Below are 25,034 nucleotides of genomic sequence, written 5' to 3' on the forward strand. Positions count from 1 at the left end.
TCTAAGAATCTAAGAATCTAAGAATCTAAGAATCTAAGAATCTAAGAATCTAAGAATCTAAGAATCTAAGAATCTAAGAATCTAAAATCAAAACCCCCTCTGGCGTTTCGCTTCAAAAATTAAAATGGCAGCTGCGACAGAGACATTCATACTGTCGATTTCGCCCTGCATCGGGATGATGATATTTTGTGTGGCAGCATCACGCCACTCCTGTGTAAGGCCTGTAGCTTCTGTACCGACTACTAAGGCTGTCGGGGTGGTAAAATCCTGTGTGTGATAGGAAGTGGAATCTTGTAAGGTAGCGCAGTAAAAATCGATCTTTTTCTCTTTCAGAAAAGCAATAATTTCAGCCGTGGTTCCTGTAGCAATCTGATTGGTAAACAGACAGCCTACGCTGGAACGAACGATGTTCGGATTGTACAGATCACTTTTTGGGTTGGCGATCAGAACGGCATCTAAATTGGCAGCATCTGCAGTACGCAAAAGGGCACCGATATTTCCCGGTTTCTCGGGTGCTTCTGCTACTAAAATTAATGGGTTGGCCGATAGTTTTAAATCGGATAACTTCAGTGATTTTGTTTTGGCGATAGCCAGAATACCTTCGGTTGTATCACGGTAGGCCAGTTTCTGGTACACTTCCTTGTTGATTTCTATCAGCTGAACCGTTGTGCCAACTAATTTATGAATCTGATTTTCAGTCACTAATTCCGGTAAAAATAAAACCGTTTCTATTTCGTAGCCGCCTTTTATGGCTATTGAAATTTCACGTAAACCTTCAATTAAAAATGTTCCGGTTTGCTTGCGGGCTTTTGCTTTTTCCTGCAGCAAAACAAGTGATTTTATAAACGGATTTTGGATTGAAGTAATTTGTTTCATTTTTTTTTAAAGGTACTTAGGTTCTTAGGGGCTAAGGTACTGAGTTTTTTTTAAAATAGGGGCAAAGGTTTAGAGTTGCAAAGGTTCAGAGGTTTTTTTAAAATAATGGCTAAGTTTCTGAGGGGGCTAAGGTGCTGAGATTTTTTTAAAATAGGGGCAAAGGTTCAGAGTTGCAGAGGTTCAGAGGTTTTCTTAAGATAGGGGCAAAGGTTCAGAGTTGCAAAGGTTCATAGGTTTCTTTTGCAGGGTTTTTAAAACCGTTAGGATTTAAAAAATAAAAAAAGTCGCCACGAATTTGCTTCGCCTTTTCGCTATCGCTCGGGTCACGAATTTTCACGAATTAAAAATTAGTGCAATTGCTTCGCCTGTTCGCTGTCGCTCGGGTTGCGGCAAAAAAATCAAGGCATCTAAACCGTTTATTTCTCAAAAACTTCTTTAATCTCACTCGCAACAGGATGTGCTGCGGTAAAAGTATATCCCATGATTTTGGCGATGGTTTGCGCAAATTGTTTTTGATAGAGCTGCGTTTCTGTTTTGATTTCCCCTTTCGGAGAAATTTCAGGGCCGAGTGCGGCGAACCAAATTTCGGAGGCGCCGGCAATTTTGTCACCGTGGCTTGTCCATTCTGATTTTGTTTTATCGCCACGACCGTGGTCTACTGTGATTAAGAGTGTCGTTTTGTTTTTGTACTGCGGATCATTTTGTACAAAATTCCAGATTTCTTTTATCCAGGTGTCTACCTGATGCGCGGCATCCAGATAAGATCTGTAATGTCCGGCATGTGCCCATTCGTCGGTTTCTCCGTAGGCAATATAAAGTACTTTTGGTTTGTTGGTTTTGAGTTCGTTTATGGCTTCATAATGGGTGAAAACATCCAGGCACTCATCTTCATGAAAGGGTTTGAAAGAATTGTCACGCATTTCATTTAATACGTTCTGAACCGCTGTAGGTTTATTTCCTCCAACGGGATCAAAAGCTGAAATTACGGGGAAATTGCTTCTTTTTTCATTTAAAATGCGATCAAAAGCATCCCAGGCGCCAAAAGCGGCAGTTTTTCCTTTTAATTTGGATTGTTTATTTAAAAATTCCAATACATTCACATTTGGATTCGCCATATACGAATTGGAGTTGACCAAAAGATCTACATTTCCGGTCATAATTTCGCTGTATCCCGGATAACTGAACCAATACGGATTTGAAACATCAACTTTATTGCCTAAATCACGATTGCCGTAAATCTGACCTTTGGAAGCGATTTCAGACCATAAAAAAGGCAGTAGTTTTTTGCGGTTTTCTTTAGAATCTGGACTGTAGTATTTTTTGTAAATGTAGGTACTGTCTCCCTGATTGAAGTTTTTATCATTGGCAATTGCAGCATCCATTCCTTTAAAAACTTCCTGCCATCTAAAACCGTCTGTGGTAATGATAATAATGTTTTCTGTTTTTTGTGCGGTTGACAAAAAGCTGATTAAAATGAACGGAATAAGAAGTAATTTTTTCATTTCTATTATTTTAGATGGAGTTTGAAATTAGGAATAGGAAACGATAAATATGTCAAAACTAACTAATATTATTCGAAACAATAAAGTCATTTTTAATTCATGTTTTAAAAATAACCCTAAATTAACAAAAGGAATACCTATAAAATTCCGCGTGACTTAATCTCCAGATATTTATTAATCGCATCCAAAGTAAGGTTTTCCGGTTGTGTAAGGATGGAGTGAATGCCATATTTTTTGAGTTCATTGGCAATTAAACGCTTTTCGAACATGAATTTTTCGGCAATGACCTTATCGTATACTTCCTGAATTGTTTCGGTTTTTTTGTTGATGATTTGGTTGAGTTCGGTATTGCTGAAGAAAATAACGACCAGGAGATGGTTTTTTGCAATTCCTTTCAAATAAGGCAACTGACGGTTGAGGCCATCCATCGTTTCGAAATTGGTATACAAAATAATCAGACTTCTCTGGTTGATATTCTTTTTGATGTCTACATACAACCTGCTGTAATCACTTTCGAAAAAATCAGTTTTGATATTGTATAGTGTTTCCAGGATTTTCTGCATTTGCGAACCTCTTTTTTCGGCAAAAACCCTGTTTTCAACCTTTTTAGAAAAGGCAAAAATCCCTGCTTTGTCCTGCTTTTTCAGGATCACATTGGATAAAACCAAAGTTGAATTGATGGCATAATCCAGCAGACTTAAGCCGTTAAAAGGCATTTGCATGCTGCGTCCCTTATCAATAGCCAGGTAAACGGATTGCGATTTTTCGTCCTGAAACTGGTTGACCATTAATGCATTTTTTTTGGCTGTGGCTTTCCAGTTTAAGGTTCTGAGGTCATCGCCCGGAACATATTCCTTAATTTGCTCAAATTCCATCGTATGTCCGATGCGGCGGATTTTTTTAATTCCGTATTGAAAGAGGTTATTCGAAAAGGCAAACAAATCGTATTTTTTCAATTGAATATAAGACGGATAGGTAGGAACCATCTGGTCTTTGTCGAAAGTAAATCGTCTTGAAATTAATTTTAACGGGGAAGAAACATAAATATTCAGGTTTCCGAAAAAATACTCACCACGTTCTGTCGGACGCAGTTCGTACTGGATGTCTTCGTGGGCAGAAGCTTTTATGTTTTTCAGAATTTTGAAATCCCTTACCTGAAACTGGAAAGGAATTTCATCAATTATCTTCACGGAAATTGAAAAAGTATACTGATTTTTTATCGCAATTTTGATCGGGTTTAAGTCCCCATTCGAAAGCTTTTCAGGAGTACTTCTCGTTGCTTCAATACCCGTTTTGGCTGCATATAAAAGCAAAATATCGAGCAGCAGAAACGTACTTAAAACCAAAACAACAAACCAGACGCCATCATATAAACGTGGAAAAATAAAAGCACAAACAAACATCCCTATAATGCCTAAAAGCACATAGAAGAAGAAGTTATTGAGATATAGGCTTTTTATGAATTTCATTTTTTTATTTTATGTTTTCAGTCCGGTTTTCAGTCGCAGTTTTCAGTCTCAGTCTCAGTTTTAGTTTTCAGTCTGCCAACTGCGACTGCGACTACAAGCTGCGACTCTTTTCTACCTCGGAATTTCAACTGTTTCGATGATCTGCTTAATGATCTCAGCACTTGTAATACCTTCCATTTCGCGTTCCGGTGTCACGATAACACGGTGTTGTAAAACAGGAACCGCTGCTTCTTTGATATCTTCCGGTGTTACAAAATCACGGCCACGAATGGCTGCAAAACCTTTGGATGCATTCAGTATGGCTATTGAGGCACGAGGAGAAGCTCCTAAGTATAAGAAAGCATTTTCACGGGTATTTACGACGATTCTGGCAATGTATTCCAGCAGGTTCTGTTCTACCCTGATTTGTTTGATCAGTGCCTGATAGGCTTTGATTTCTTCCGCAGAAAGAATCGTTTTTATAGCTTCTAACTTACCGTGATCCTGTAATAGATGTTCTCTTTGAATGATCAGGATTTCTTCATCCAGTTTCGGATAATCAATGGTGATTTTGAATAAAAAACGGTCTAATTGCGCTTCCGGCAAACGGTAGGTTCCTTCCTGCTCAATTGGGTTTTGTGTGGCAATAACAAGAAAAGGAGTTTCAAGAATATACACCGATCCGTCAATGGTAATCTGGCGTTCTTCCATAACTTCAAAAAGGGCGGCCTGTGTTTTGGCAGGAGCACGGTTGATCTCATCAATCAAAATCAGATTCGAGAAAATCGGCCCTTTTTTAAATTCAAATTCAGAATTTTTTAAATTAAAAATAGACGTTCCCAAAATATCAGAAGGCATTAAATCCGGTGTAAACTGAATTCGGCTAAAGCCAATATTTAAAGTTTTGGACAATAATTTAGCAGTAATCGTTTTGGCTACTCCCGGTACACCTTCGAGTAAAACATGCCCGTTGGATAAAATAGCAACCAAAAGCTGATCGATCATTTTATGCTGGCCGACAATTACCGTTTCAAGCTCTTTTTTGATTGTATTAACGTGCTCTAAAAGTGGCGCTAAATTCAATCGGGTTTCAAAATTTACGTTTTCGTTGGTAACTTCTGTTTCTGGTGTATTAAAATCGTCCATGTTTTGGTATGTTTTCTTTTGAATGAATTTCTGTTAAAAATATTAATTTAAAATCTTCTCGATCGCATTATTAATCCGGATTAAATCTTCTTCGAGGCTTCCGTGGTAACTTTTCCGGTGTTCGTTGATCAAAAATACAAGTTCCCGGATATCATTTTGGTCTTTCCCTGATTTATAATGCAGTTTTGTAATAAAAGTATCATCGAGTTTTGTGGTATCAAGTAGATATTCATTTCGCATTCTTTCCAGGAAATAAATAATTTTTTTATCGATAATATTATCATGATCTCCTTCCTGATAATACAAATTGCCGATTGTTTTGGTAAAATCTACTGTCAGGTTAGGCAAAGGTTTTAGTATCGGAACAATTCTTTGTTTTCGTTTGGCATTAAAAAGAATAAAAATAAGCATTCCGATTAAAAATAAATACCACGCCCATTTTAGTGCAGGCTGACTTAAAATGTATCGCAAAGGAGAATCCGAAATCGATTCGCTGTTCTGTCCTTTGGTGTACCAGTAAATATTCCCTTTTGGAACATAGGAAAGTACATTCTGGGCATATTGAAAATGATCTGCTTTTAGTAAATGATAATTTGTAAAAGCTACAGGCTGCATGTGCAGGTAAAAGTAACCATTTACATAAGGGACTTTTATAAAATTAACGTGCTTTTGTTTCTCATCGCCCTGATAGCCCAAAACGGTGGTCGTTGCGGTATCAATTTTGGCAAAGTAATCATCTGCGCCGATATCTTTAATACGATATTTTTTAGGGCTAAGTTTTTGATTGGCCAACCACAATTTTACATTAGGATCCGGGCCCTGAAATTGGGAGTTTAATTCGATTTTCAGACTGTCTAATAAAGACTGCGGAAATGTTTGCATGCTCAGGAAGGCATTATTGCCATGAGACACAAAATAGAAAAGTTCTGTTACCGACTGATTGTCAATTTCTCCCGTCGCTGCTATGTTTAGGAAAGTTCCTTTTATTTTGTATTTCCCTTCAATGGTATCCGGTACATATTTGGAATCTAAAAATTCATAAGGTGTTATGGTGGAAACCCTTTCAATCTTTTGATTTTTTAAAATGCCGTTGATTTCCTTATCAAAAATATACAATCCGTAAGGGATTTTATCATTTACAGAATAGGTTGGACGCCAATCGATAGGTTTTTGCTGGTTCGAACTGGCAATGATAATGATGGCAAAAACAAAAACCAGTATAGCGATGTAAATTTTGATAGACTTATTCATTGCCAAAGGTTTTTATGGAATTCTTAAAACGGTTTTCGGCTTTTTTGAAAGTAGGTTCATCAATTTCAAATTCACCATACCAAATGTAATTGTACAGATAGGACAAATACGTAAACTCTTCTTTATAAACAGGACTTTGGAGCTCGTACAAATAATCGGAATTGGTTTTTTCGATATCCCATTCAATATAATGATTCTGCGCCATCACTTTCAGCAGCCAAAGATAATAGTAGCGGATGGCAATTCTTTTTTCACCTTTTTCGATACTTTCCTGAATCAGTTTTTTAAAATCCAGGAGATGAATATTTTTCTCCAGTTCCGAGTAGTAAATGGTTTTTTTGCCGGAATCTTTTCCGAAAATCCATCTTCCTTCTTTTCCAATTAAAGCCTTTACGATCAGATAAATCACAAAAACAATAATCAGAACGGCCAGTACTTTTATCAGAATTGCTACAAAATTGAGTGCCGCTGCAGGATTGTTAAAAGTGAATAATCTTCTTAAAATTCCTGCCAGCCATTCTTTAAAATGATCCCAGCCATTCTTTTCAGGCGCTTTGTATTCATACACAAAATCGGAATTGGTATATTTTTTTTTGAAATTTTTAGAAAAGGTTTTTCCTTCAACCGTGGTCGTATCGATTTTAATATCTTTCTCCGTATACTTTACGGATGAAATTTTAGGAGGATCAATTTCAACTGCCGAAGAATCCTGGGCATTTGAAATGCCAAAGGACAAAAGAAAAAATAAAACAAAGAAAATTTTATTCATTATCGGTTCTGATTAGGTCAATTTGGCTGATAGTGGTTGTGTCTTTTTGTAAACGATATAGGGGTAAACCAGATAATAATATGAAATTACGCTCAGCGTAAAAAGTATAATAAAACTGCTTAGCCAGTTCGGCATATCAATCGAATAGCGGGTGATAAAACCTTCCAGAAATCCGGCGCTTATGGTAAAAGGAAAGGTGCTCAGGAAGATTTTGAAACTGTTTTTAAAACCGATTTTAAAAGAATTTACTCTCGAGAAAGTTTTAGGAAACAGAATAGAAGCTCCTAAAATAAATCCGGCAGAAGTTTCAATTACAATGGCAAAAATTTCCATAGAACCGTGAATCCAGATGCCGCGCACGCTTTTCCAGAAAACACCCTGTTCATAAAAAAAGTACTGAAAAGACCCGAGCATAATGCAGTTTTGGAGGGAAATATAAAAAGTTCCAATTCCTCCAAAAATTCCGTAAATATAACATCTTGCACCTACATATAGGTTATTCATGGTAATACCGATAAAACTTCCCCAGTTGCTTCCGGTTCCGTAAACGGCCATTGGATCTCCTTTTTTGATGTTTTCCAGGGTCATGTTTACATAACCGTCACCTAAGATCAAACGCACAAAATTCTGATCGTATCGTGCTGAAATCAACCCTATTGCAACGGTAATAAAAAAGAGCACGAATGAATACATCAGATACCTTCTGTATTCGTAAACAAGCAGCGGAACTTCAGTTTTGAAAAATTCCATAAACCGGTTCTTTTCAGCGCGTTTGGTTTTGTAAATCTTCTGATAAATCTGTGAAGCCAGGTGATTCAGGTAAACTACCGTTTTGCTTTTTGGATAATAAGTTTGGGCGTAAGATAAATCATTCATCATTTGAATGTATAAATTAGCTAACTCATCAGGATTTTTTTTAGCTTTACCGAAAATTGCCAGCTCAAACTCCAGCCATTTTTCTTTATTTTGTTTTATGAAGGCGATTTCTCTCATTAAGGGCTAAAATATAAAATATGTCAGAATTATCAATTAATACGACGCAAAATGTCAAAATAAATTTTAAGTCAGCTTCTGTCGGCGAGCGGATAGGCTCTTATTTTGTCGATTTGGCCATTAAAATAGCCTATGGGATAGTGATTTGGCTTATCTTTTTTTATTGGCTGCAATTGGGAAAATTATTAGATACCTTAGATAGCTGGTCCAGAATGTCAATTCTTTTGTTCCTATATTTTCCGATTATCATTTATTCGATCACTCTGGAAAGCATTTTTGAGGGACAGACCATTGGCAAAAAACTAATAAAAATAAAAGTAGTTAAAATTGATGGGTATCAGGCAGGTTTTGGAGACTATCTGATGCGCTGGTTTTTCAGGCTGGTTGATATCTCCATTTTTAGCGGAATTATTGCGATGGTAACGGTTGTTTCCAGTAAAAAAGGACAGCGTCTGGGCGATATGGTCGCAGGTACGGCCGTCATTACTTTAAAAAATAAAATCAACATCAGCCACACTATTCTGGAAGAAATAGGAGATGCCTATGTGCCAACTTATCCTCTGGTGATAAAATTGTCTGATAATGATATGCGGATTATTAAAGAGACCTTTCAGAAAGCCGATAGCAGAAATGATTACGAAACGATTCATAAACTGGTTTCTAAAATAGAAAGCGTATCCGGCATCAAAAACCAGTCAGGAAACGAACGTGATTTCCTTCGGGTAATTTTAAAAGATTATAATTTTTACACACAGAATATGTAGAATATTATTTTAAATAATTAATTTTATAAAAGGCGTAACCGAAAAGCCATAAGAGTAGGGGTAACTTAAATAATAAAGATTATGAGAATTACAAAAATTTTTGCGATTATAATGTTGCTTGTTTCAGTATCCGGTTTCGCTCAGGGCGGAAGCAAAAAATTAGATAAAATAATAAAACGTGATTATCAGATTATTGAATGTACGATTTCGAAAATGTCTGATAAAACAGTTGAATATTCCTTACCCGGAGAAACATTACAGATTTCATTGGATGTTTCCCAAATAGCCAGAATTGATTTTTCAAGCGGCCGTTCCCAGACTTTCGATGTTGCTGCAGCCAGTAATCCTGTTAGCAATAGCGGTTCATCAACTCAGATGACAGGTAATGCAGAAATGAAAACCAATACTATTGCTGTATTGCCGGTTCCTTATGTAAATTCAGATAATTTGCAAAGCTCGGAGGACATGTCAAAATTTGCCCAGAATGATCTTTACAATAAATTAATAGACAAGTCGGCTAACATTTTGCCGCTTACGGTTCAGGATTTAAGGACTACCAATAGTTTACTCCATAAAGCCGGAATTGACCATACCAATATTGATGATACGCCGATCGAAGACCTTCAGAGAATTTTAGGGGTTGATAATATTGTGGCGGCCAAAGTTTCGTTTACCATGTCTTCAAGTTCAACGGCTACCACTTATAACAGCGGAAATGCAAAAATAAGTGACAATGACAAAAAAATAAAAACAAACGATATTTCGACAACCACTGCTAATACTCAGATGTACTATTATTACACCGTATATTTTGATATGTACAAAAACGGAAGTAAAATTTATTCACAAACGAGAAAACCTTTCCTAAACCTGAAAGACAGCTGGATCGATTCTGTTTCGTATTTATTAAAAAGAAGTCCGATCTACGTAAAAAGATAGAGATTAAATCCAACCGGGAAATTCAAACCCTGGCTGCTAAAAATATAAAATGTTCCATATACTAGATATAATCGGCACCATGGCTTTTGCCATGTCGGGTGCCTTAACGGCCATGCACAAAAAGCTAGATCCGTTTGGTGTCTTTATTATTGCTTTTGTTACTGCCGTGGGCGGAGGAACACTTCGTGACGTTCTGATCGGCAGGACACCGGTAGGATGGATGCAGGACCTGCAATATGTGTATGTTATTACTTTAGGTTTTGGACTCGCGATTCTTTTCAGGAAAAAATTTGACAAATTACGGACTTCTTTATTTTTATTTGATACGATCGGGCTGGGTGTTTTTACTTTAATTGGATTGGAGAAAGGAATTTCAATAGGGCTGCATCCTTTCATTTGTATAGCTTTAGGGACAATGACAGCCTGTTTTGGCGGCGTAATCCGGGATATTCTTTGCAACGAAATTCCAACTATTTTCAGAAGAGAGATCTATGCAACAATCTGCATTTTGGGCGGAATCGTATTCTTTATTCTGAAAAAGCTGAATCTGGAAAATGATATTCTATATGTACTTACTTCTGTTGTAATTATTTCAGTTCGATTGATGGCAGTAAAATTTAAATGGTATTTGCCGGTATTTGACCAGAAATAGATTTTAAGCAATATATTAGCCACAGATTAAATAGTTTTTTGGTTAAGAGTTGAGAGAAAATCATTGAAATTATTAAATTTCGTGGCACAAAAATGACAAAGTATACCGTAAGAAAATATCAAAAAAAGGATTATAAAACCTGGAATTCATTTTTAGCTCAGGCCAAAAATGCTACGTTTTTATTTCACAGGGATTTCATGGAATACCATCAGGATCGTTTTGAAGATTTTTCACTTTTAGTTTTTGAAAATCAAAAGATAAAAGCAGTTTTACCCGGAAATAAAGCGGAAAATTCGATCCATTCGCATCAGGGATTAACGTATGGAGGACTGGTGTATGAGGGAAGTACAAAACTAGCATCGGTAATCGAAATTTTTAAAACCATTTTGTTTTTTCTGAAGGAAAATGAATTCGAGAAATTGTATTTCAAGACAATTCCGTCAATTTATCATCTCAAACCCGCCGAGGAAATTTTGTACAGTTTGTTTTTAGCTGAAGCCAAATTAGCCCGGCGCGATTCACTTTCTGTAATTGATTTATCACAGGAAAAAAACATTTCAAAAATCAGGAAAAGAGGCGTTCAGAAAGCAATTTCAAATCAATTGGTTTTAAAAGAAGAAAATGATTTTGAATCCTTTTGGAATGAAATCCTGATTCCGAATTTAGCCGACAAACACCATGCAAAACCGGTTCATTCGATAGCCGAAATGAAACAGCTAAAAGCACTTTTCCCGAATCATATACATCAGTTTAATGTGTACTCCGATACTAAAATTGTGGCAGGAGCTACTATTTTTGAAACGGAAACAGTCGCCCATTGTCAGTATATTTCGAAAAATGAAAAGCAGGGCAACCTGGGCAGTTTAGATTACTTATTTCAATATTTAATTGAGGAAAGATTTGCCGGAAAGAAGTTTTTCGATTTTGGAATTTCGAACGAAAATCAGGGAAAAAACCTTAACGAAGGATTATCATACTGGAAAGAAAGTTTTGGTGCCGGTACTATAATTCATGATTTTTATGAAGTGGAAACCGCAAATTATAGTAAATTAGAAACCGTTCTTATCTAATCAGACAAACACATGATACCTTTTCTGGATCTTAAAAAAATAAACAAACCGTATGAAACTGCTTTTCAGGAAAAACTGAAATCGGTTTTGGATAACGGCTGGTATATTTTAGGAAAAGAAGTAGAAACATTCGAAAAAGCTTTCGCGGCCTATTGCAAAACCGATTACTGTATCGGAGTGGGAAATGGTTTTGATGCTTTGGTGTTAATCTTTAAAGGTTATATAACGTTAGGAACACTGCAAAAAGGAGATGAAGTCATAGTGCCTGCCAATACCTATATTGCCAGTGTTTTAGCCATTATCGAAGCCGGTTTAGTGCCCATTTTGGTCGAACCAAAATTAGAAACCTACAATCTAAATCCGGATTTGATTCAGGAGAAAATCACTCCGAAAACAAAAGCGATTCTGGCCGTACATTTATACGGACAACTGGCCGAAATGGATCAAATTAATGAAATTGCAGACCAGAATAATTTGTTAGTGGTGGAAGACGCGGCACAATCGCATGGTGCTTTTGAAAATACCAACAGGGTGAAAATTCCAAATTCCAAAAATGTCACTTGGAACGAAGGCAAAAAGTTTTCAGGGGCAATTGCGTACAGCTTTTATCCGGGAAAAAATTTAGGCTGTTTGGGAGATGGAGGAGCCATTGTCACAAACGATTCGGCATTAGCAAAAGTGCTTTTTTCGCTACGAAATTATGGTTCTGAAAAAAAATATTATAACGAATATATTGGCGTTAATTCAAGACTGGATGAACTTCAGGCCTCATTTTTACATCTAAAACTGCCAGATTTAGATGCGGACAATGATAAACGCAGAAGTATAGCCAAAAGGTATGTAACCGAAATTAAAAACGACAAAATAGTGCTTCCTATTTGGGATTTTTCGAACAATCATGTTTTTCATTTATTCGTTATCCGAACTCCAGATCGCGAAGATTTACAGGAATATCTAACCCAAAATACAATTCAGACCGTTATTCATTATCCAATTCCGGTACACAAGCAAAAAGCATTTTCAGAATGGAATGATTTGTCATTTCCCATTACGGAAAGGATTCATAAGGAAGTTTTGAGTTTGCCGATGAGTCCGGTTTTGACAGCAAGTGAAGTGGATTGTATTATTGCCGTTTTAAATAGTTATTAATGTCTAATAATAAGTCATATCAACAGATTTTAAAAACGACTTCTCTTTTTGGTGGAGTTCAATTTCTCACAATAATCATTTCGGTAATTCGAACCAAATTTATTGCAGTTTTTATAGGCCCGACAGGTATGGGTATAATTGCGTTGCTAAATTCCACAATTAATATATTAGGTGGAATTTCAGGTTTAGGAATTGAAACTAGCGCTATTAAAAATATTTCGGAAAAGTATCAAGATGAAAATTTAAAAAGTATTTCCAAAATAGTTGCCGTAGTAAAAAAAATGATGTTAATTACGGGTATTCTTGGAATGTTATTGACTATTATCTTTTCAAAATGGCTTAGTATTTTTACTTTTGGAAACACGAATCAAATGTATTCTTTTATTTTTTTGTCAATAACATTATTATTTAAACAACTAACGTCGGGACAATTAATAATTTTACAGGGATTAAGAAAAATTAGGCTTTTAGCTAAAGCAAATTTATACGGAAATTTATTTGGTTTATTGTTTTCGCTTCCTCTATATTTTTTTTTTAAAATTGATGCAATTGTTCCCACTATCCTTATAACTTCTTTGTCTGCCTTTTTGTTTTCTTTTTATTTTTCAAACAAAATAAAGATTGAAAAAGAAGAAATTGATAACGCTTATTTCGCAACTGAAGGGAGAATTATCATTAAACTTGGAATAATGCTTACTTTAAGTGGACTTTTGACATTATTGTCTACGTATCTAATTCAGGTTTTTATTAGCTACGTTAGTGATGTTGAGCAGGTCGGTTTTTATAATGCCGGTTTTACGCTTTTAAATTCGTACGTTGGAATTATTTTTACAGCTATGAGCACCGATTATTTTCCCAGATTGGCTGCCATAAATAATGATAGCGAAAAAATTAAGGTAAGTGTGACGCAACAATCTTTTATTTCAATTTTAATCATTACACCTATTATAGTGTTGTTTTTAACCTTTATTCCCTTAATAGTAAAAGTTGTATACACTTCAAAATTCACTGCAATAGTGCCAATGGTCTGTTTTGGTATTTTTGGAATGCTATTTCGGGCAGTTTCATGGTCTATGGGTTATATTTTAATTGCTAAAGGAGATTCTAAAATGTTTATTAAAACGGCTATTTTATTTAATATTCTATCGCTTATAATGAATGCTTTTGCGTACTATTTTTATGGTTTGGAAGGCCTCGGAATTAGTTTTCTGATTTATTATAGTTTTCATTTCCTGATTTTAAAGATCATTACAAAAAAGCGATACGGTTTTTATTATGAAAAAGAGTTTTATGGTATTTACGTAATTTGTTTTGTAGTGTGTATTATTACTTTCTTCTTGAGATATATAGAGTTTGAATTTTTAAAATATAGTTTAATGGGGTCAATGTGTTTAATAGCAATAGTTTTTGTTTTGTTTCAAATGAATAAAGTGATGGATTTGAAAAATGTAGTAATATTGCCTTTTAGGAATAAAAATAAATAATGTTTTTTTATGTATAACAAATTGAGATTAGTTTACAAGCGATTTAAATTTTATTATTCAGTGAACTGGACTAAAACGTTATATTTTAATTTTAAAAAATTTCCTTTTGCTATTGCCAAAAAGCTTCCTGTTTTTTTTTACGGAAAGGTAAAGTTTACTTCTATTACTGGTGAAATTGAGATTAAAGCTCCCATAAATAAAGGAATGATTGGTTTTGGGCAATCCTATGAAATGAATACTATCCATAGAGGAACAGCAGAAATCAATATAAGTGGAAAATTAATTTTTAAAGGGCGTATACAGCTAGGGAAAGATTATTTTATCTTCATAAAAAAGGGCGCATATTGTGAATTAGGTCATATGTCTTCTTTAGGATCAAATGGAAAATTAATATGTACTGAAAAAATTATTTTAGGAGATTATGCCCGACTAGGATCAGAATGTCAAGTGATAGATACTAATTTTCATCAGATGATTGATACTAAAACTGGTACGATCTATAAAATGAGTTTACCTATACAAATTGGAAATTATAATTTTGTCAGTAATAGAGTTTCGATTATGAAAGGAACAAGAACTCCGGATTATTGTACTATTGCTTCAAATAGTCTATGTAACAAAAATTATTCTTCTTTCGGTGAAAATATCTTAATTGGTGGAGTACCAGTAAAATTAATTAAAGAAAATATTTCAAGAGATTGGGAAGGCGAAAAAGAAAATCTAGAAAAATGGCTTAGTGTTTAGTAATTTGAAGCTATGAATACTTTTTTTACTAGCATAATTTTACTCTTCTTTTTGTGATTCTATGATTTTAAAGATTTATTATTTGTAATTAAAACAAGATCTAATACCTTAACAAAGCTATTTAATATATCTTACTAGCTAGCTTTAAATGGATTACTGCTATTTTCTTAAATTCATTTAATAGTTTTCTTTAAGCCTTATAACACAATCACATTTTACTTTTTTGACTAATTTTTACTATAAATATATAGATGTTTTTAACATTAAATTTTTAATAAATTTCTGAATAAAAAAAACAGTAATTTCCTTTCTTGGTATAAAGTTTTTGCTACTTTTGCGCCAATTAATTTAGTCTTGAAAGTTTAATATGATGAGAGTTACTACAAAAATTTATTTAGCAATTATTTTTTTAATGGCATTACAAACAAGTGCCCAAATTAGCACAGGAACTGGAGGTGCAGCAAGTATATTAGCTAATACTCCTGCAACCAATACAAATGTAGGAATAGGAATTACTAATCCTACCGCTAAACTACAAGTTAATGGTGATATTAAAGGAGTACAAGGTTTTTTTTCAAATTCATTGCCAAACGGCTCCACTTTTTCAGGATGGCAAGAAAGGAATGATAAATGTTTGGTATTATCAGGAGGTGCATTAGTTGGAACTGGCCCCGGATATTTAAATACAAGAACATTTCAGTTTTTTGATTTTCCTCAATCAAATATTGATGCGAAATCATTGTCCTATTTTATAATAGGAGATAGAAGTGATAATAATAGATTAACATTTTTTTCAGAGACAGGGGGAAAATCGAGTTTTTTATTAGATGATAAATCTCAGACTAATATTTTTGCTGTTAATGAAGATGGAAATGGTAATGTTTTTATGCATTTACCTAAACCCAATTCCAGAGTGGTAATTGCTGGCTTCGGTGATTATCTACCGGAGCACAAATTTGTAGTCAGAGGTAGTGCCAAAATCGAAGGTAACATTTTAACAGACGCAAATATCGGTATTGGAACTTCAAGCTTTACAGATGGAGCTACTACGTATAAGCTTTCGGTAAAAGGAAAAATCAGAGCTGAAGAGATAAAAGTATATAACACCTGGGCTGATTACGTTTTTAGTCCGTCCTATGAATTGCCAACTTTAAATGCGGTAGAGACTTTTATCCATAAAAACGGCCATTTACCAAATGTACCATCAGCTAAGGAAATTGCGGAAAAGGGTCTGGAACTTGGAGAAATGACCAAAATTCAACAGGAAAAAATCGAAGAACTTACCTTGTATTTAATTCAGCAGCATAAAGAGATTGAAGAATTAAAGGCACAGGTTAAAGCATTATTAATTGCAAAATAAACGTTCCGTTTTTTATTAGAATATATGAAACACTACATAACGCTCTTTTTGTTAGGATTTTCACTCTTAACAAAAGCGCAAACAAACAAAATTGGCTTTGACTATGATGCTGCCGGAAATCAGATTAAACGCTATTTGTGTATAAATTGCCGTACGACAACTGAAAAAAGGGCTGATGTAAAGGAAATCGATTCACTTGCAGAAAAGGATTTGCAGAAATTTTATAGTGAAGATGTGATTTCCTATTATCCAAATCCCGTAAAAGAAGAATTGTATCTGAAATGGGAATTTTCAAGCGATAATACAGTGTCTTCTATACACGTAAATAACATCAATGGTCAGGTTTTAAAGACGGTATCCAATCTGCAGCAACTGACTACTCAGACTCTTGTTTTTGAACCCTATCCTTCAGGTCTCTATCTAGTGGTGCTCAATTACAGTAATGGCCGGCAAAAGACCATTAAAATCATCAAAAAATAAATTTTGACTGTAATTTTTAAGATTATAATTCCTGAACAAAACGGGTAAATTATTCTAAAAATTCAGTTTTCTTATTAGGAAATCATACTATCAGTTTAAAAATAACCTTTAGTTTATTGCTTCATTTTTAAATGAAAGTTAAACTGCCAAGGGAACAAATATTGTAATGAAGCATCATCTATTTACCTTTTTTTCGTTATTAATAATAAATTTAAGTTTTTCTCAGCAAATACTTAATAAACCTGAAACAGTTTCAAGAACGGTTTCTGATCCCAAGACAGTTATTTTGTTAAGTGGTTTTAGTAGCAATTCAGCAACGGCGGGTTCTTTTACTGCTAAGATAGGAACAAGCTCAGATCCTTTTGTGAGTGGCGGAACAACGAATTCAACTGCGGGAGAAAGCAATCTTTCGGGAGAAGTAGGAACAGGCAGTTTCCACGATACCAAAGGTACAATTGCCGTTGGAGGTGATGGACAGCTGCAGTTTATGCTGCCCATTGCATTGCCCCCGAGTATTAATGATGTGGCCCCACAAATGAATTTGTTTTACACCAGTGGTTTCGGTGTAGGGGTTGCCGGTATGGGTTTTTCACTTTCGGGCGTTACCAGTATCAGAAGAGTAGGTAAAAATATCGAAAAAGATAGTGAATCAAAAGGGGTACAGCTGGATTATACTGATTTTTATGAGTATAACGGACAAAGGCTATTGCTAAAAACATCCGGTGTTCCAACAACATACGGAAAAGATGGTACTGAATACGTTACAGAGAAATTTTCGACCCTGAAAATAAAATCTGTTGGTGCAATCAGTGGTCAGACGTATACGGGACCAGGCTCATTTGAAGTTACTTTTGATAATGGGGCTCAGGCCTGGTATGGTACTACAACAGATGCGCAAACTCCGGTGGAATATAATATTGTAAAATGGAAAGATGCACAGGGGAACTACATCACCTACAATTATAAAAAAAGCAATAATGTCTCTGTAATTTCAAGTGTACAATGGGGAGGTAATGAAACTTTAGGAAAACCGCATTTCAACTCTATTGTTTTTAATTATGTCACGAGAGAGCTCCCGGAAGTATCCTATGTACACGGGATTCGGTTTTTGCAGGACAAAATACTTTCAGACATTGTAGTCAACGCTAATGGCAAACAATTCAAAAAATATGTAGTCAGCTATGGCAAAGATGCAAACGGAACAAACTACCAATATGCCAAAAATATAACCGAGTACAATTCCCAAAATCAGGCAGCAAATCCGGTAGCCATGAGTTATGAAGGCTCAAGTGCATCGGCTTGGGCAGCCAAATCGTTTGCAGATAATGAAAACAATAAAATTGTAGGGGATTTTGATGGAGACGGTGTTTTGGATTATTTAAAGTATTTTGAAGCAACGCCAGCCGCAACAATATGCAATCAATGGGTAATGCAGGAGTATAATTACGAATGTTTACAATATAATGAAATTCCGGCACAGCCTAAAGCCATACGTTTTTTTAAATCATTTATGGACAACACAGTAAATGAAGGCCTTATTGTGATGGCATCGCCGACATTTACTAAGGATGAGTTTGATAAAGCAGTCGTTATTACCTTTAAAAATAGCAACAATGAAATTAGCCCCAGACAAGGTATTTTAATTCCTAAGAAATTAGGAATACAAGGTGCTACAGAAGGTCAGATCTATTCTTTAGATGCTAACAACCAGTTAAAATTAGAATACAGTAAACCATTAACCAATGATCAGACGTACCGGGATTCCTTTACGGAATCCGGAATAAAGGGAACAGGTAATTATCAGAGCTACAATATAGTAACTACTGTTTTAGATCCTACCCAGCTGGATTTGGATGGTGACGGCGTTTCTGAATTAATCATTCACATCAAAGAGAATACAACATCGGTCTATGAGACGATTGATAATTCGGCAGCTAAGTTAAAAAAAATGGCAGCGCCTCCTGTAGGATATCAAATTCATACCAATACAAGAGAAGAATACCGATATATCATACTGAATCTTGACTATAACCTGAGCGCCGCGAATTCTTTTTCAGAAACGTCGTATTATACCAATCTTTTTCGAAAACCCGTAATAGGTGATTTTAAAGGAGACGGAAAAATAGCCATTCTTAGTTTTAAAGCCGGTAATGCCACCACCATAACGTCATTTAAAAAAGATAAAACGACACAAAAATTTACAGAAGAAACGAGTCCGACTTCGTTTGTTTTTAATGGGTTGACAGAGAATGCGATTGTAGGCGATTTCAACGGAGATAAAAAAACAGATTTGATGATACCGGTGGCACTGGGTGCTGCAGTATCAACCAGCAACATGCAAACGAACTATAAAGCGGATGCACTGTCGGGAGACTGGCGACTTTATATTTCTACTGGCAACGGATTTAAGGAAGAATATAAAGCAGGACTGGGCAAATGGTATCCTTTTCAGGCTTTAAATTTATCCAATGTAGCCGCTTCCAGAAGAATAAATTATCAGGCTTTAGATTTGGATAAAGATGGTAAAAGTGAATTGATTCAGTTTGATTTATACACTATAAATTCTGAATTGTCTGCCGGTAAATATTCAGAAACTACCGTAAATATATTTAGTGATAGTGGCGCCGGCAGCACAACAGACGTTAATTTTAAAGCTCCGTCTACTTACACGTTCAAAAATAATGGATTGTATGATTATAACGAACTTGTTGGGGATTTTTATATCAATCAAATCAACAACAGCATTGTGCTTTTGGGCAAAAATCGGGAGGATGTTACTAAGGGTTTTATGTATACCTTCAATCTTTACGATACTTCAAAAACAGCACGTATCAATACCATCACACAGGGCAATATCCCTACGATAATTGACTACAAAGAACTGGATGGACAGGCAGATCCTGATTTTTATGCTGCCGTCAAAAAGGAAAAATACCCTTATGTAGAGTTAGACAGAGTTTCGAAATCTTTTGTGGTCGCACAATTGCGTCAACTCGACAGGAAGCAGGATTTTAAATACCGCGGACTTTTGGCGCACGTAAATGGTAAGGGAATGATCGGTTTTCGTAAAACCGCCCGTTCCAATTGGTATGCCTCAGGTTTCGAAAATACCAAAACCTGGTCCGGTCTGGAGATCGATCCGCTTCAAAGTGGTTCAGTCATCAAAGAATGGAGCACAAGGCAGGATAACGATGTTTTTCCAACGGATGTTTCCGTAAATAATCTGCAGTTACTATCTTTTAAATTTTTAGAATATACCACAACTAAATCGGCAACCACGGGAGTCGAAGCCATAGTGCCAAAACAGTCTACAGAAAAAAACTTCTTAGAAAACAAAACCCAAGTGGCAACCATGACCTATGGTGATTTTTATCTGGTTACTAAAGTAGAAACCAAAATCAATAATGGTTTTGCTACATTAACCTCTAATACCACTTATTTACCGGACAACGCGGCCGGAACAGGCAAGGATTATTATGTAGGAAGAGTTAAGGAAAAAGAAGATATTGTAACCGCTTATGGGGATACCAAAAAAAGCAAGGTGGGGTATACGTACGAAAATGGCCTGCCTAAAACCATAACAACATTCAATCAGGATTATTCGAAATCGGTAACTGAAACCTACACCTATGATGGTTTTGGTAATGTTACAGAAAAAAAGAAAACCAACAATCAGGACAGTCAGTCGCAATCGGTCAAAAATGAGTATGATGCTAAAGGATTGTTTGTGATAAAAACTACTGACAATTTAGGTTTGATTACCCAGACGACCAGTAATGACTGGGGGCAAGTGCTTACACAAACTGATCCGCTTGGAAACACGCTGACCAATATGTATGACGGATGGGGAAAATTGACGAAATCTAAACACAACTTAAGCGGAACTACTACATATACTTATCAAAAACAAGGGGACGATATCGTTACTACAGCATATAGTCCGACAGGAGATATCAAAGAAACCCGTACCAACAAAAAAGGAGAACAATACCTAGTGAGATCCAAAGGATTTGAGTCCGGATCTTATATTGCCAAACAGGTAGAATATGATGCAGTAGGCAGAAAAATAAAAGAGAGCGAACCTTACGATCAGGCTGAAACACCAAAATGGAATGTGTTCAGTTATGATGATTCGGTTTTTCCTCCAAAAGCGACCGTAACAGGATTTAATGGAAAAATTGTAGAAACAGAAGTAAAAGGACTGACGACAACCGTAAAAGAGTTAAACGGTTACAATCGAACGACCCGAAAAACTACTGATGTACTGGGTAATGTGACGGAATCAGAAGATAAAGGAGGAATTATAAAATTTACGTACAATGCGGCAGGGCAGAATACTTCGGCTGTTTACGCACAAAATACGGTGTTAACCAAATATGATTCCTGGGGAAGGAAATCAGAATTTACCGATCCGTCTAATGGAACCTATCTGTATAATTATGACGGGTTTGGAAACCTGATCAAAGAAACCAGTCCAAAAGGAAGCAAGGAATATAGCTACGATACCAATGGCCTGTTGATCACCCAAAAAGAGCTGTCAACAGCGGATAATGGGAAGGCAACCAACAAAGCCATCAGTTTCATTTACAATGCCACCGGAATGGTAACGGATAAAAAAGGGACTGCCAATGGTAAAAGTTACCTGACGTACCTGACTTACGATGCAAACGGGCGTGTCCTGACCACAAGTGAAAGCAGCAATGGAAAGTTGTTTTTTAAAAAGAATATCTCCTATGACGATAAAGGACGTGTAGCCAGTTACGACAAAGGACTCTATTCTTCCGGGCAGATGACCCAAACGACCCTCGAGAACGTTTACAGTACGTGGAGCGGTATGCTGTATCAGGTAAAAGATAAAAACACAGGAAAAGTACTATGGCAATTGAACAAAGCAAATGCCAACGGGCAGGTACTTAAAGCCAATTTAGGTGCCGTGGCGATAGATAATAAGTACGATGCCAATAATTTTCTGACAACTGTAGCGCATGCTTCAACAGTACAGCCCAATGTACTGCAAATGACATATGCTTTTGATGCGATAAAAAATGAATTAAAAAACCGAACCCGAAAAGGTGGCATAGTGGTAAATGAAGTATTTACCTATGACGATAATAACCGACTAAAAACCTGGACCAACCCTAAAACCGGATTACTGTCCAGTAACGGCTATGACGATAAAGGGCGTATTCTCGAAAACGATCAGACCGGAACAACCACTTTTAGAACAGACAAAATATATCAGGCCGACACGCAGCTGCTGAATGCAGTAGGTATGCAAAATTATACCAATAACATACCATTGACGATAAGTTATAACGAAAATAACGACCCCATCTATGTTGACGGAGAAAAAGGGGATGCACAATTTGGTTACGGACTTACCGACATGAGGCAAATGGTCACTTATGGAGGCAATTTTGTGGAAGACAAGCAGGGTAAATTCACCAAATACTACAGCGAAGACGGCAGTTATGAAATAACGACAGACAATACTACAGGACAGGAAAAGCACGTGCTGTATCTGGGAGGCACACCTTATGACAGCGATATTATTTACACAAAGAACTATGCTGATGCTACTGCAAAATACCTATTTTTACATAAGGACTATTTGGGCAGCATTCTGGCCATAAGTGATGAAGCAGGTAATCTGGTAGAACAACGCCATTTTGATGCCTGGGGTATTCTGACAAATGGTGCATTAAGTGTACTGGATCGCGGCTATACAAGTCACGAGCATTTTACAGAATTAGGTATTATCCATATGAATGGCAGGCTGTATGACCCGTTGCAAAGGCGTTTTCTGAATGCCGATGAAAACATTCAGGATCCTTACAATACACAATGTTACAATAAATATGGCTATGTAACGAACAATCCGCTGTTGTTTAATGACCCAAGTGGAGAAATTGGTTTAGGCGAGGGAATACTTGCTTCTATTATTATTGGCGCCATAATAGGTACGGCAAGTTATATGATAGGGGTTACGGCGGCTATAATGAATGGTGCCGATGCCAGTTTAAGTTTATCAGGAATGCTAAAATCAGCTTTTTGGGGAGCGGTATCGGGCGCTGTTACCTTTGGTATCGGAAGTTGTTTTACGGTCGCAGGAACAGGAGCTAATACGGTATTTGCGTCAAGTTTGAAAGGTGCCAAATTTTTGGTACAGGCAGCGGCGCATGGAGTAGCGCAGGGGGTAATGGCGATGGTACAATCGGGTGGTTCAGGTTTTCTGAGCGGAGCAGCAGCAGGATTTTTTGGTAGTCTGGGAGCAACGGCATGGAGCTCAGGACCGGGTAAGTTTGCTAACAGCGCAGTGGGAACAATAGCCTTTGGTGCACTAAGCGGAGGTGTTGGAGCTGAATTGACAGGAGGTAATTTCTGGCAGGGAGCGGTTACGGGTGGTCTTGTTGCCGGGTTGAATGAAGTGATGCACTCAATGATGGAAAAACAGGCAAGAATGGCTTTTTTAAAAAGATTTCATAAAACAAATCCATTTGCAAAACCAAAGATGAATGAGGAGTCAATAAATGCTTTATTAGAAGATGTTGATGGTTTGGATGCACTTCATAAAAAAAGTAATTATAAAATCGAAGTAAGTGATAGAAAAAATTCTGGCATGAGAGGCTATACGGATAATAAAACACACTATTTTTATGAAGATGCGTTTACATCAAATTTTAAACTAGCCTCTACAATGTTTCATGAATTTTATCATGCCTTTCAAGAGGTGTTCATGGGAGGATTGGCATATAGATTAGCAGCGAAAGAAGGACCATTTGGTTATATTAGTGAAGTGCCTTTGGGTGGTGAAAGATATTTAGAAAGAGCCGCATATGAATTTGAATGGTATTTAGGAAATCGTAGTTCATATGTTTCGGAAGGAATTAATAAATATAAAAAATTATGAAAAAAAATATATTAATTATTATGTTATGCTTATCTGTTTTAGGATGCAAAAGGAAGGAAGGATTAGAACTTGAGATAATTAATAAATCTATTCTTTCCTTAGTTCCTGAAGATAAGAATACATATAATAATATGGATGACAGTTTAACTAATTATAAATCAAAAACAATTATCGTTTTTAAACTGACAAATTATGATTGCAAAAGTTATTATTTTAATTTGAACTATTTTGGTAAATTATATTCTAATTTGGACGGTTTAACAATAAATCAAGCTACAATTTATTTTTATAAAGATAATAGAAATAAAGAGGAAAAAGTTAAAGTGAGATACGGTCATCCAAATTTTAATCTTAATCCAAATTCTATATCGAATAAAAGGAATGTTGATATTTTAAAAATGTTAAATTATTCTACTACGGGTAATGAAAAATATTTTGACAATTCAAATTTTATAATTCATTCAAATGAGACTCTTTATTTTGAAGGGTTTGTAAATCTTCCTTATGGAGATCCAATCCAAAATGCTCATGTGGATTTTGATAAAAATGCAAAATATAGTGCTGAAATAACGATGTTTAGTGACTCTACCAACTATAAAAAAATGTTGTCAAGACCGATTTTAAGAACTATTCAAAAAAATGGATATCAGGTTTATCATGGTGTAATCAAATCTAAGAACAGAGTTTCGATTAAATTTATAGAATAGGGATTAGGTACCTTCACTAATGCCAGCGCACTCTCATTAGCGCAAAGTACTATTATCGATGGGCAACAGCAGAAGGATTTTGTGGAAGTTTAGGAGCCACAGCATGGAGCTCAGGACCGGTTAAATTTGCTAACAGCGCAGTGGGAACAATAGCCTTTGGTGCACTAAGCGGAGGTGTAGGAGCTGAATTGACAGGAGGTAATTTCTGGCAGGGAGCTTTAACAGGAGGTATTGTTGCTGGACTAAACCATGTTTTACATAGTAATCCTAATAAGAGCTTAATAAAAAAACTAAATGAAGATCTTGATAAAGAGTTTGGAAATGAAGGGAATGGTAAAGCGCCGGCAAATCAAGAAACGTTAAATAGATTAATGAAATTAAGAACTTTTAGAGCTTTAAACAAGGTAGCGGGAGGAAAAGTTAGAGCTAATTTTAAAGATTCTTCTTGGTCAGATAATGGTGCTTCAGCACAGTATATGACTCTGAGAGAGAGTAACGGAGAAACTTACACAGGCTCAGATGATGGTTTTATAAGTGTTTACAGAAGCGCATTTACTACATATCGAGAAACAGCAGGATTGTTAATACATGAGTTTGGACACGCTATATCAAGATACACAGGTTTTTTCGATAATAGTTTTAATAATTATAAAGATTGGAATAAATCAATTGCCTTAGATGAAAGCTATGCATATCAATTTCAAGATCGATTTGGCTTTTCATTTTATCAGCCAAACTCAAATATTTATTTACCAGGGTTACAAAGAGCTCTAAATAAACTATAACTAAG

Annotated in this window: 19 protein-coding genes; 12 read left to right on the forward strand and 7 right to left on the reverse strand. The window is 35.9% G+C overall.

What is annotated here, in order from left to right; genetic code table 11:
- Nucleotides 1-87: 87 nt before the first annotated feature.
- The 7 genes from GJU43_RS12260 to GJU43_RS12290 all read right to left on the reverse strand — a co-directional run bounded on the left by GJU43_RS12260 (nt 88) and on the right by GJU43_RS12290 (nt 7,985).
- Nucleotides 88-876 carry an RNA methyltransferase gene (locus tag GJU43_RS12260; RefSeq protein WP_154341045.1) on the reverse strand — a complete coding sequence of 263 codons (789 nt, stop codon included), beginning with the start codon at nt 874-876 and terminating at the stop codon, nt 88-90.
- A gap of 416 nt (nt 877-1,292) precedes the next feature.
- Complete coding sequence (locus GJU43_RS12265; protein ID WP_154341046.1) at nt 1,293-2,378, reverse strand: phosphoglyceromutase; 1,086 nt, start codon at nt 2,376-2,378, stop codon at nt 1,293-1,295.
- A gap of 137 nt (nt 2,379-2,515) precedes the next feature.
- Entirely contained in the window at nt 2,516-3,847 is a 1,332-nt protein-coding gene (locus tag GJU43_RS12270; RefSeq protein ID WP_154341047.1) for a DUF58 domain-containing protein, read from the reverse strand.
- A 111-nt stretch (nt 3,848-3,958) separates the two neighbouring features.
- A complete protein-coding gene (locus GJU43_RS12275) occupies nt 3,959-4,972 on the reverse strand; it encodes a MoxR family ATPase (protein ID WP_154341048.1) in 1,014 nt (337 codons plus the stop codon).
- Nucleotides 4,973-5,014: 42 nt separating this feature from the next.
- Nucleotides 5,015-6,223 (reverse strand): DUF4350 domain-containing protein, encoded by a 1,209-nt coding sequence (locus GJU43_RS12280; RefSeq protein WP_154341049.1) that lies wholly within the window; start codon nt 6,221-6,223, stop codon nt 5,015-5,017.
- Nucleotides 6,216-6,992: a DUF4129 domain-containing protein gene (locus tag GJU43_RS12285; protein ID WP_154341050.1), complete on the reverse strand. Its 777-nt coding sequence runs from the start codon at nt 6,990-6,992 to the stop codon at nt 6,216-6,218. The genes GJU43_RS12280 and GJU43_RS12285 overlap by 8 nt, the downstream gene beginning before the upstream one ends.
- Before the next feature lie 12 nt (nt 6,993-7,004).
- Nucleotides 7,005-7,985, reverse strand: coding sequence for a stage II sporulation protein M (locus GJU43_RS12290; RefSeq protein ID WP_154341051.1), 981 nt, complete (start codon nt 7,983-7,985; stop codon nt 7,005-7,007).
- A 20-nt stretch (nt 7,986-8,005) separates the two neighbouring features.
- On the opposite strand from GJU43_RS12290, the gene GJU43_RS12295 reads away from it, so the two are divergent.
- The 12 genes from GJU43_RS12295 to GJU43_RS12350 all read left to right on the forward strand — a co-directional run bounded on the left by GJU43_RS12295 (nt 8,006) and on the right by GJU43_RS12350 (nt 25,029).
- The gene (locus GJU43_RS12295; protein WP_154341052.1) at nt 8,006-8,749 is read left to right on the forward strand and encodes an RDD family protein; all 744 of its coding nucleotides are present in this window, start codon (nt 8,006-8,008) and stop codon (nt 8,747-8,749) included.
- An 81-nt stretch (nt 8,750-8,830) separates the two neighbouring features.
- Nucleotides 8,831-9,688, forward strand: a complete 858-nt coding sequence (locus tag GJU43_RS12300; RefSeq protein ID WP_154341053.1) for a hypothetical protein — start codon at nt 8,831-8,833, stop codon at nt 9,686-9,688.
- Between the two features lie 49 nt (nt 9,689-9,737).
- Nucleotides 9,738-10,340, forward strand: coding sequence for a trimeric intracellular cation channel family protein (locus tag GJU43_RS12305; RefSeq protein ID WP_154341054.1), 603 nt, complete (start codon nt 9,738-9,740; stop codon nt 10,338-10,340).
- 92 nt (nt 10,341-10,432) lie between these two features.
- Nucleotides 10,433-11,410, forward strand: coding sequence for a GNAT family N-acetyltransferase (locus tag GJU43_RS12310; RefSeq protein ID WP_154341055.1), 978 nt, complete (start codon nt 10,433-10,435; stop codon nt 11,408-11,410).
- Between the two features lie 12 nt (nt 11,411-11,422).
- A complete protein-coding gene (locus GJU43_RS12315) occupies nt 11,423-12,559 on the forward strand; it encodes a DegT/DnrJ/EryC1/StrS aminotransferase family protein (protein WP_154341056.1) in 1,137 nt (378 codons plus the stop codon).
- Nucleotides 12,559-14,043 (forward strand): oligosaccharide flippase family protein, encoded by a 1,485-nt coding sequence (locus tag GJU43_RS12320; protein ID WP_154341057.1) that lies wholly within the window; start codon nt 12,559-12,561, stop codon nt 14,041-14,043. Before GJU43_RS12315 ends, GJU43_RS12320 begins: the two co-directional genes overlap by 1 nt.
- 60 nt (nt 14,044-14,103) lie before the next feature.
- Nucleotides 14,104-14,787 (forward strand): transferase, encoded by a 684-nt coding sequence (locus GJU43_RS12325; protein ID WP_229655051.1) that lies wholly within the window; start codon nt 14,104-14,106, stop codon nt 14,785-14,787.
- Between the two features lie 370 nt (nt 14,788-15,157).
- Nucleotides 15,158-16,147: a hypothetical protein gene (locus tag GJU43_RS12330; RefSeq protein ID WP_154341059.1), complete on the forward strand. Its 990-nt coding sequence runs from the start codon at nt 15,158-15,160 to the stop codon at nt 16,145-16,147.
- A gap of 24 nt (nt 16,148-16,171) precedes the next feature.
- Nucleotides 16,172-16,627 (forward strand): T9SS type A sorting domain-containing protein, encoded by a 456-nt coding sequence (locus GJU43_RS12335; protein WP_229655052.1) that lies wholly within the window; start codon nt 16,172-16,174, stop codon nt 16,625-16,627.
- A 166-nt stretch (nt 16,628-16,793) separates the two neighbouring features.
- The gene (locus GJU43_RS12340; RefSeq protein ID WP_154341060.1) at nt 16,794-23,537 is read left to right on the forward strand and encodes an RHS repeat-associated core domain-containing protein; all 6,744 of its coding nucleotides are present in this window, start codon (nt 16,794-16,796) and stop codon (nt 23,535-23,537) included.
- Entirely contained in the window at nt 23,534-24,244 is a 711-nt protein-coding gene (locus GJU43_RS12345; RefSeq protein ID WP_154341061.1) for a hypothetical protein, read from the forward strand. Before GJU43_RS12340 ends, GJU43_RS12345 begins: the two co-directional genes overlap by 4 nt.
- Before the next feature lie 140 nt (nt 24,245-24,384).
- On the forward strand, nt 24,385-25,029 hold the full coding sequence (locus GJU43_RS12350) for a hypothetical protein (protein ID WP_154341062.1): 645 nt from the start codon (nt 24,385-24,387) through the stop codon (nt 25,027-25,029).
- Nucleotides 25,030-25,034: the final 5 nt, after the last annotated feature.

It is taken from the genome of Flavobacterium sp. LC2016-23, assembly GCF_009674775.1.
Classification (GTDB): Bacteria; Bacteroidota; Bacteroidia; order Flavobacteriales; family Flavobacteriaceae; genus Flavobacterium.

What these genes read in the sequence shown, in the direction of transcription:
- GJU43_RS12260 (WP_154341045.1), bottom strand. Translation starts at nt 876, where the DNA reads ATGAAACAAATTACTTCAATCCAAAATCCGTTTATAAAATCACTTGTT.
- GJU43_RS12290 (WP_154341051.1), bottom strand. Translation starts at nt 7,985, where the DNA reads ATGAGAGAAATCGCCTTCATAAAACAAAATAAAGAAAAATGGCTGGAG.
- GJU43_RS12330 (WP_154341059.1), top strand. Translation starts at nt 15,158, where the DNA reads ATGAGAGTTACTACAAAAATTTATTTAGCAATTATTTTTTTAATGGCA.
- GJU43_RS12305 (WP_154341054.1), top strand. Translation starts at nt 9,738, where the DNA reads ATGTTCCATATACTAGATATAATCGGCACCATGGCTTTTGCCATGTCG.
- GJU43_RS12340 (WP_154341060.1), top strand. Translation starts at nt 16,794, where the DNA reads ATGAAGCATCATCTATTTACCTTTTTTTCGTTATTAATAATAAATTTA.
- GJU43_RS12285 (WP_154341050.1), bottom strand. Translation starts at nt 6,992, where the DNA reads ATGAATAAAATTTTCTTTGTTTTATTTTTTCTTTTGTCCTTTGGCATT.
- GJU43_RS12265 (WP_154341046.1), bottom strand. Translation starts at nt 2,378, where the DNA reads ATGAAAAAATTACTTCTTATTCCGTTCATTTTAATCAGCTTTTTGTCA.
- GJU43_RS12345 (WP_154341061.1), top strand. Translation starts at nt 23,534, where the DNA reads ATGAAAAAAAATATATTAATTATTATGTTATGCTTATCTGTTTTAGGA.
- GJU43_RS12335 (WP_229655052.1), top strand. Translation starts at nt 16,172, where the DNA reads ATGAAACACTACATAACGCTCTTTTTGTTAGGATTTTCACTCTTAACA.
- GJU43_RS12270 (WP_154341047.1), bottom strand. Translation starts at nt 3,847, where the DNA reads ATGAAATTCATAAAAAGCCTATATCTCAATAACTTCTTCTTCTATGTG.
- GJU43_RS12315 (WP_154341056.1), top strand. Translation starts at nt 11,423, where the DNA reads ATGATACCTTTTCTGGATCTTAAAAAAATAAACAAACCGTATGAAACT.
- GJU43_RS12300 (WP_154341053.1), top strand. Translation starts at nt 8,831, where the DNA reads ATGAGAATTACAAAAATTTTTGCGATTATAATGTTGCTTGTTTCAGTA.
- GJU43_RS12310 (WP_154341055.1), top strand. Translation starts at nt 10,433, where the DNA reads ATGACAAAGTATACCGTAAGAAAATATCAAAAAAAGGATTATAAAACC.
- GJU43_RS12320 (WP_154341057.1), top strand. Translation starts at nt 12,559, where the DNA reads ATGTCTAATAATAAGTCATATCAACAGATTTTAAAAACGACTTCTCTT.
- GJU43_RS12275 (WP_154341048.1), bottom strand. Translation starts at nt 4,972, where the DNA reads ATGGACGATTTTAATACACCAGAAACAGAAGTTACCAACGAAAACGTA.
- GJU43_RS12295 (WP_154341052.1), top strand. Translation starts at nt 8,006, where the DNA reads ATGTCAGAATTATCAATTAATACGACGCAAAATGTCAAAATAAATTTT.
- GJU43_RS12280 (WP_154341049.1), bottom strand. Translation starts at nt 6,223, where the DNA reads ATGAATAAGTCTATCAAAATTTACATCGCTATACTGGTTTTTGTTTTT.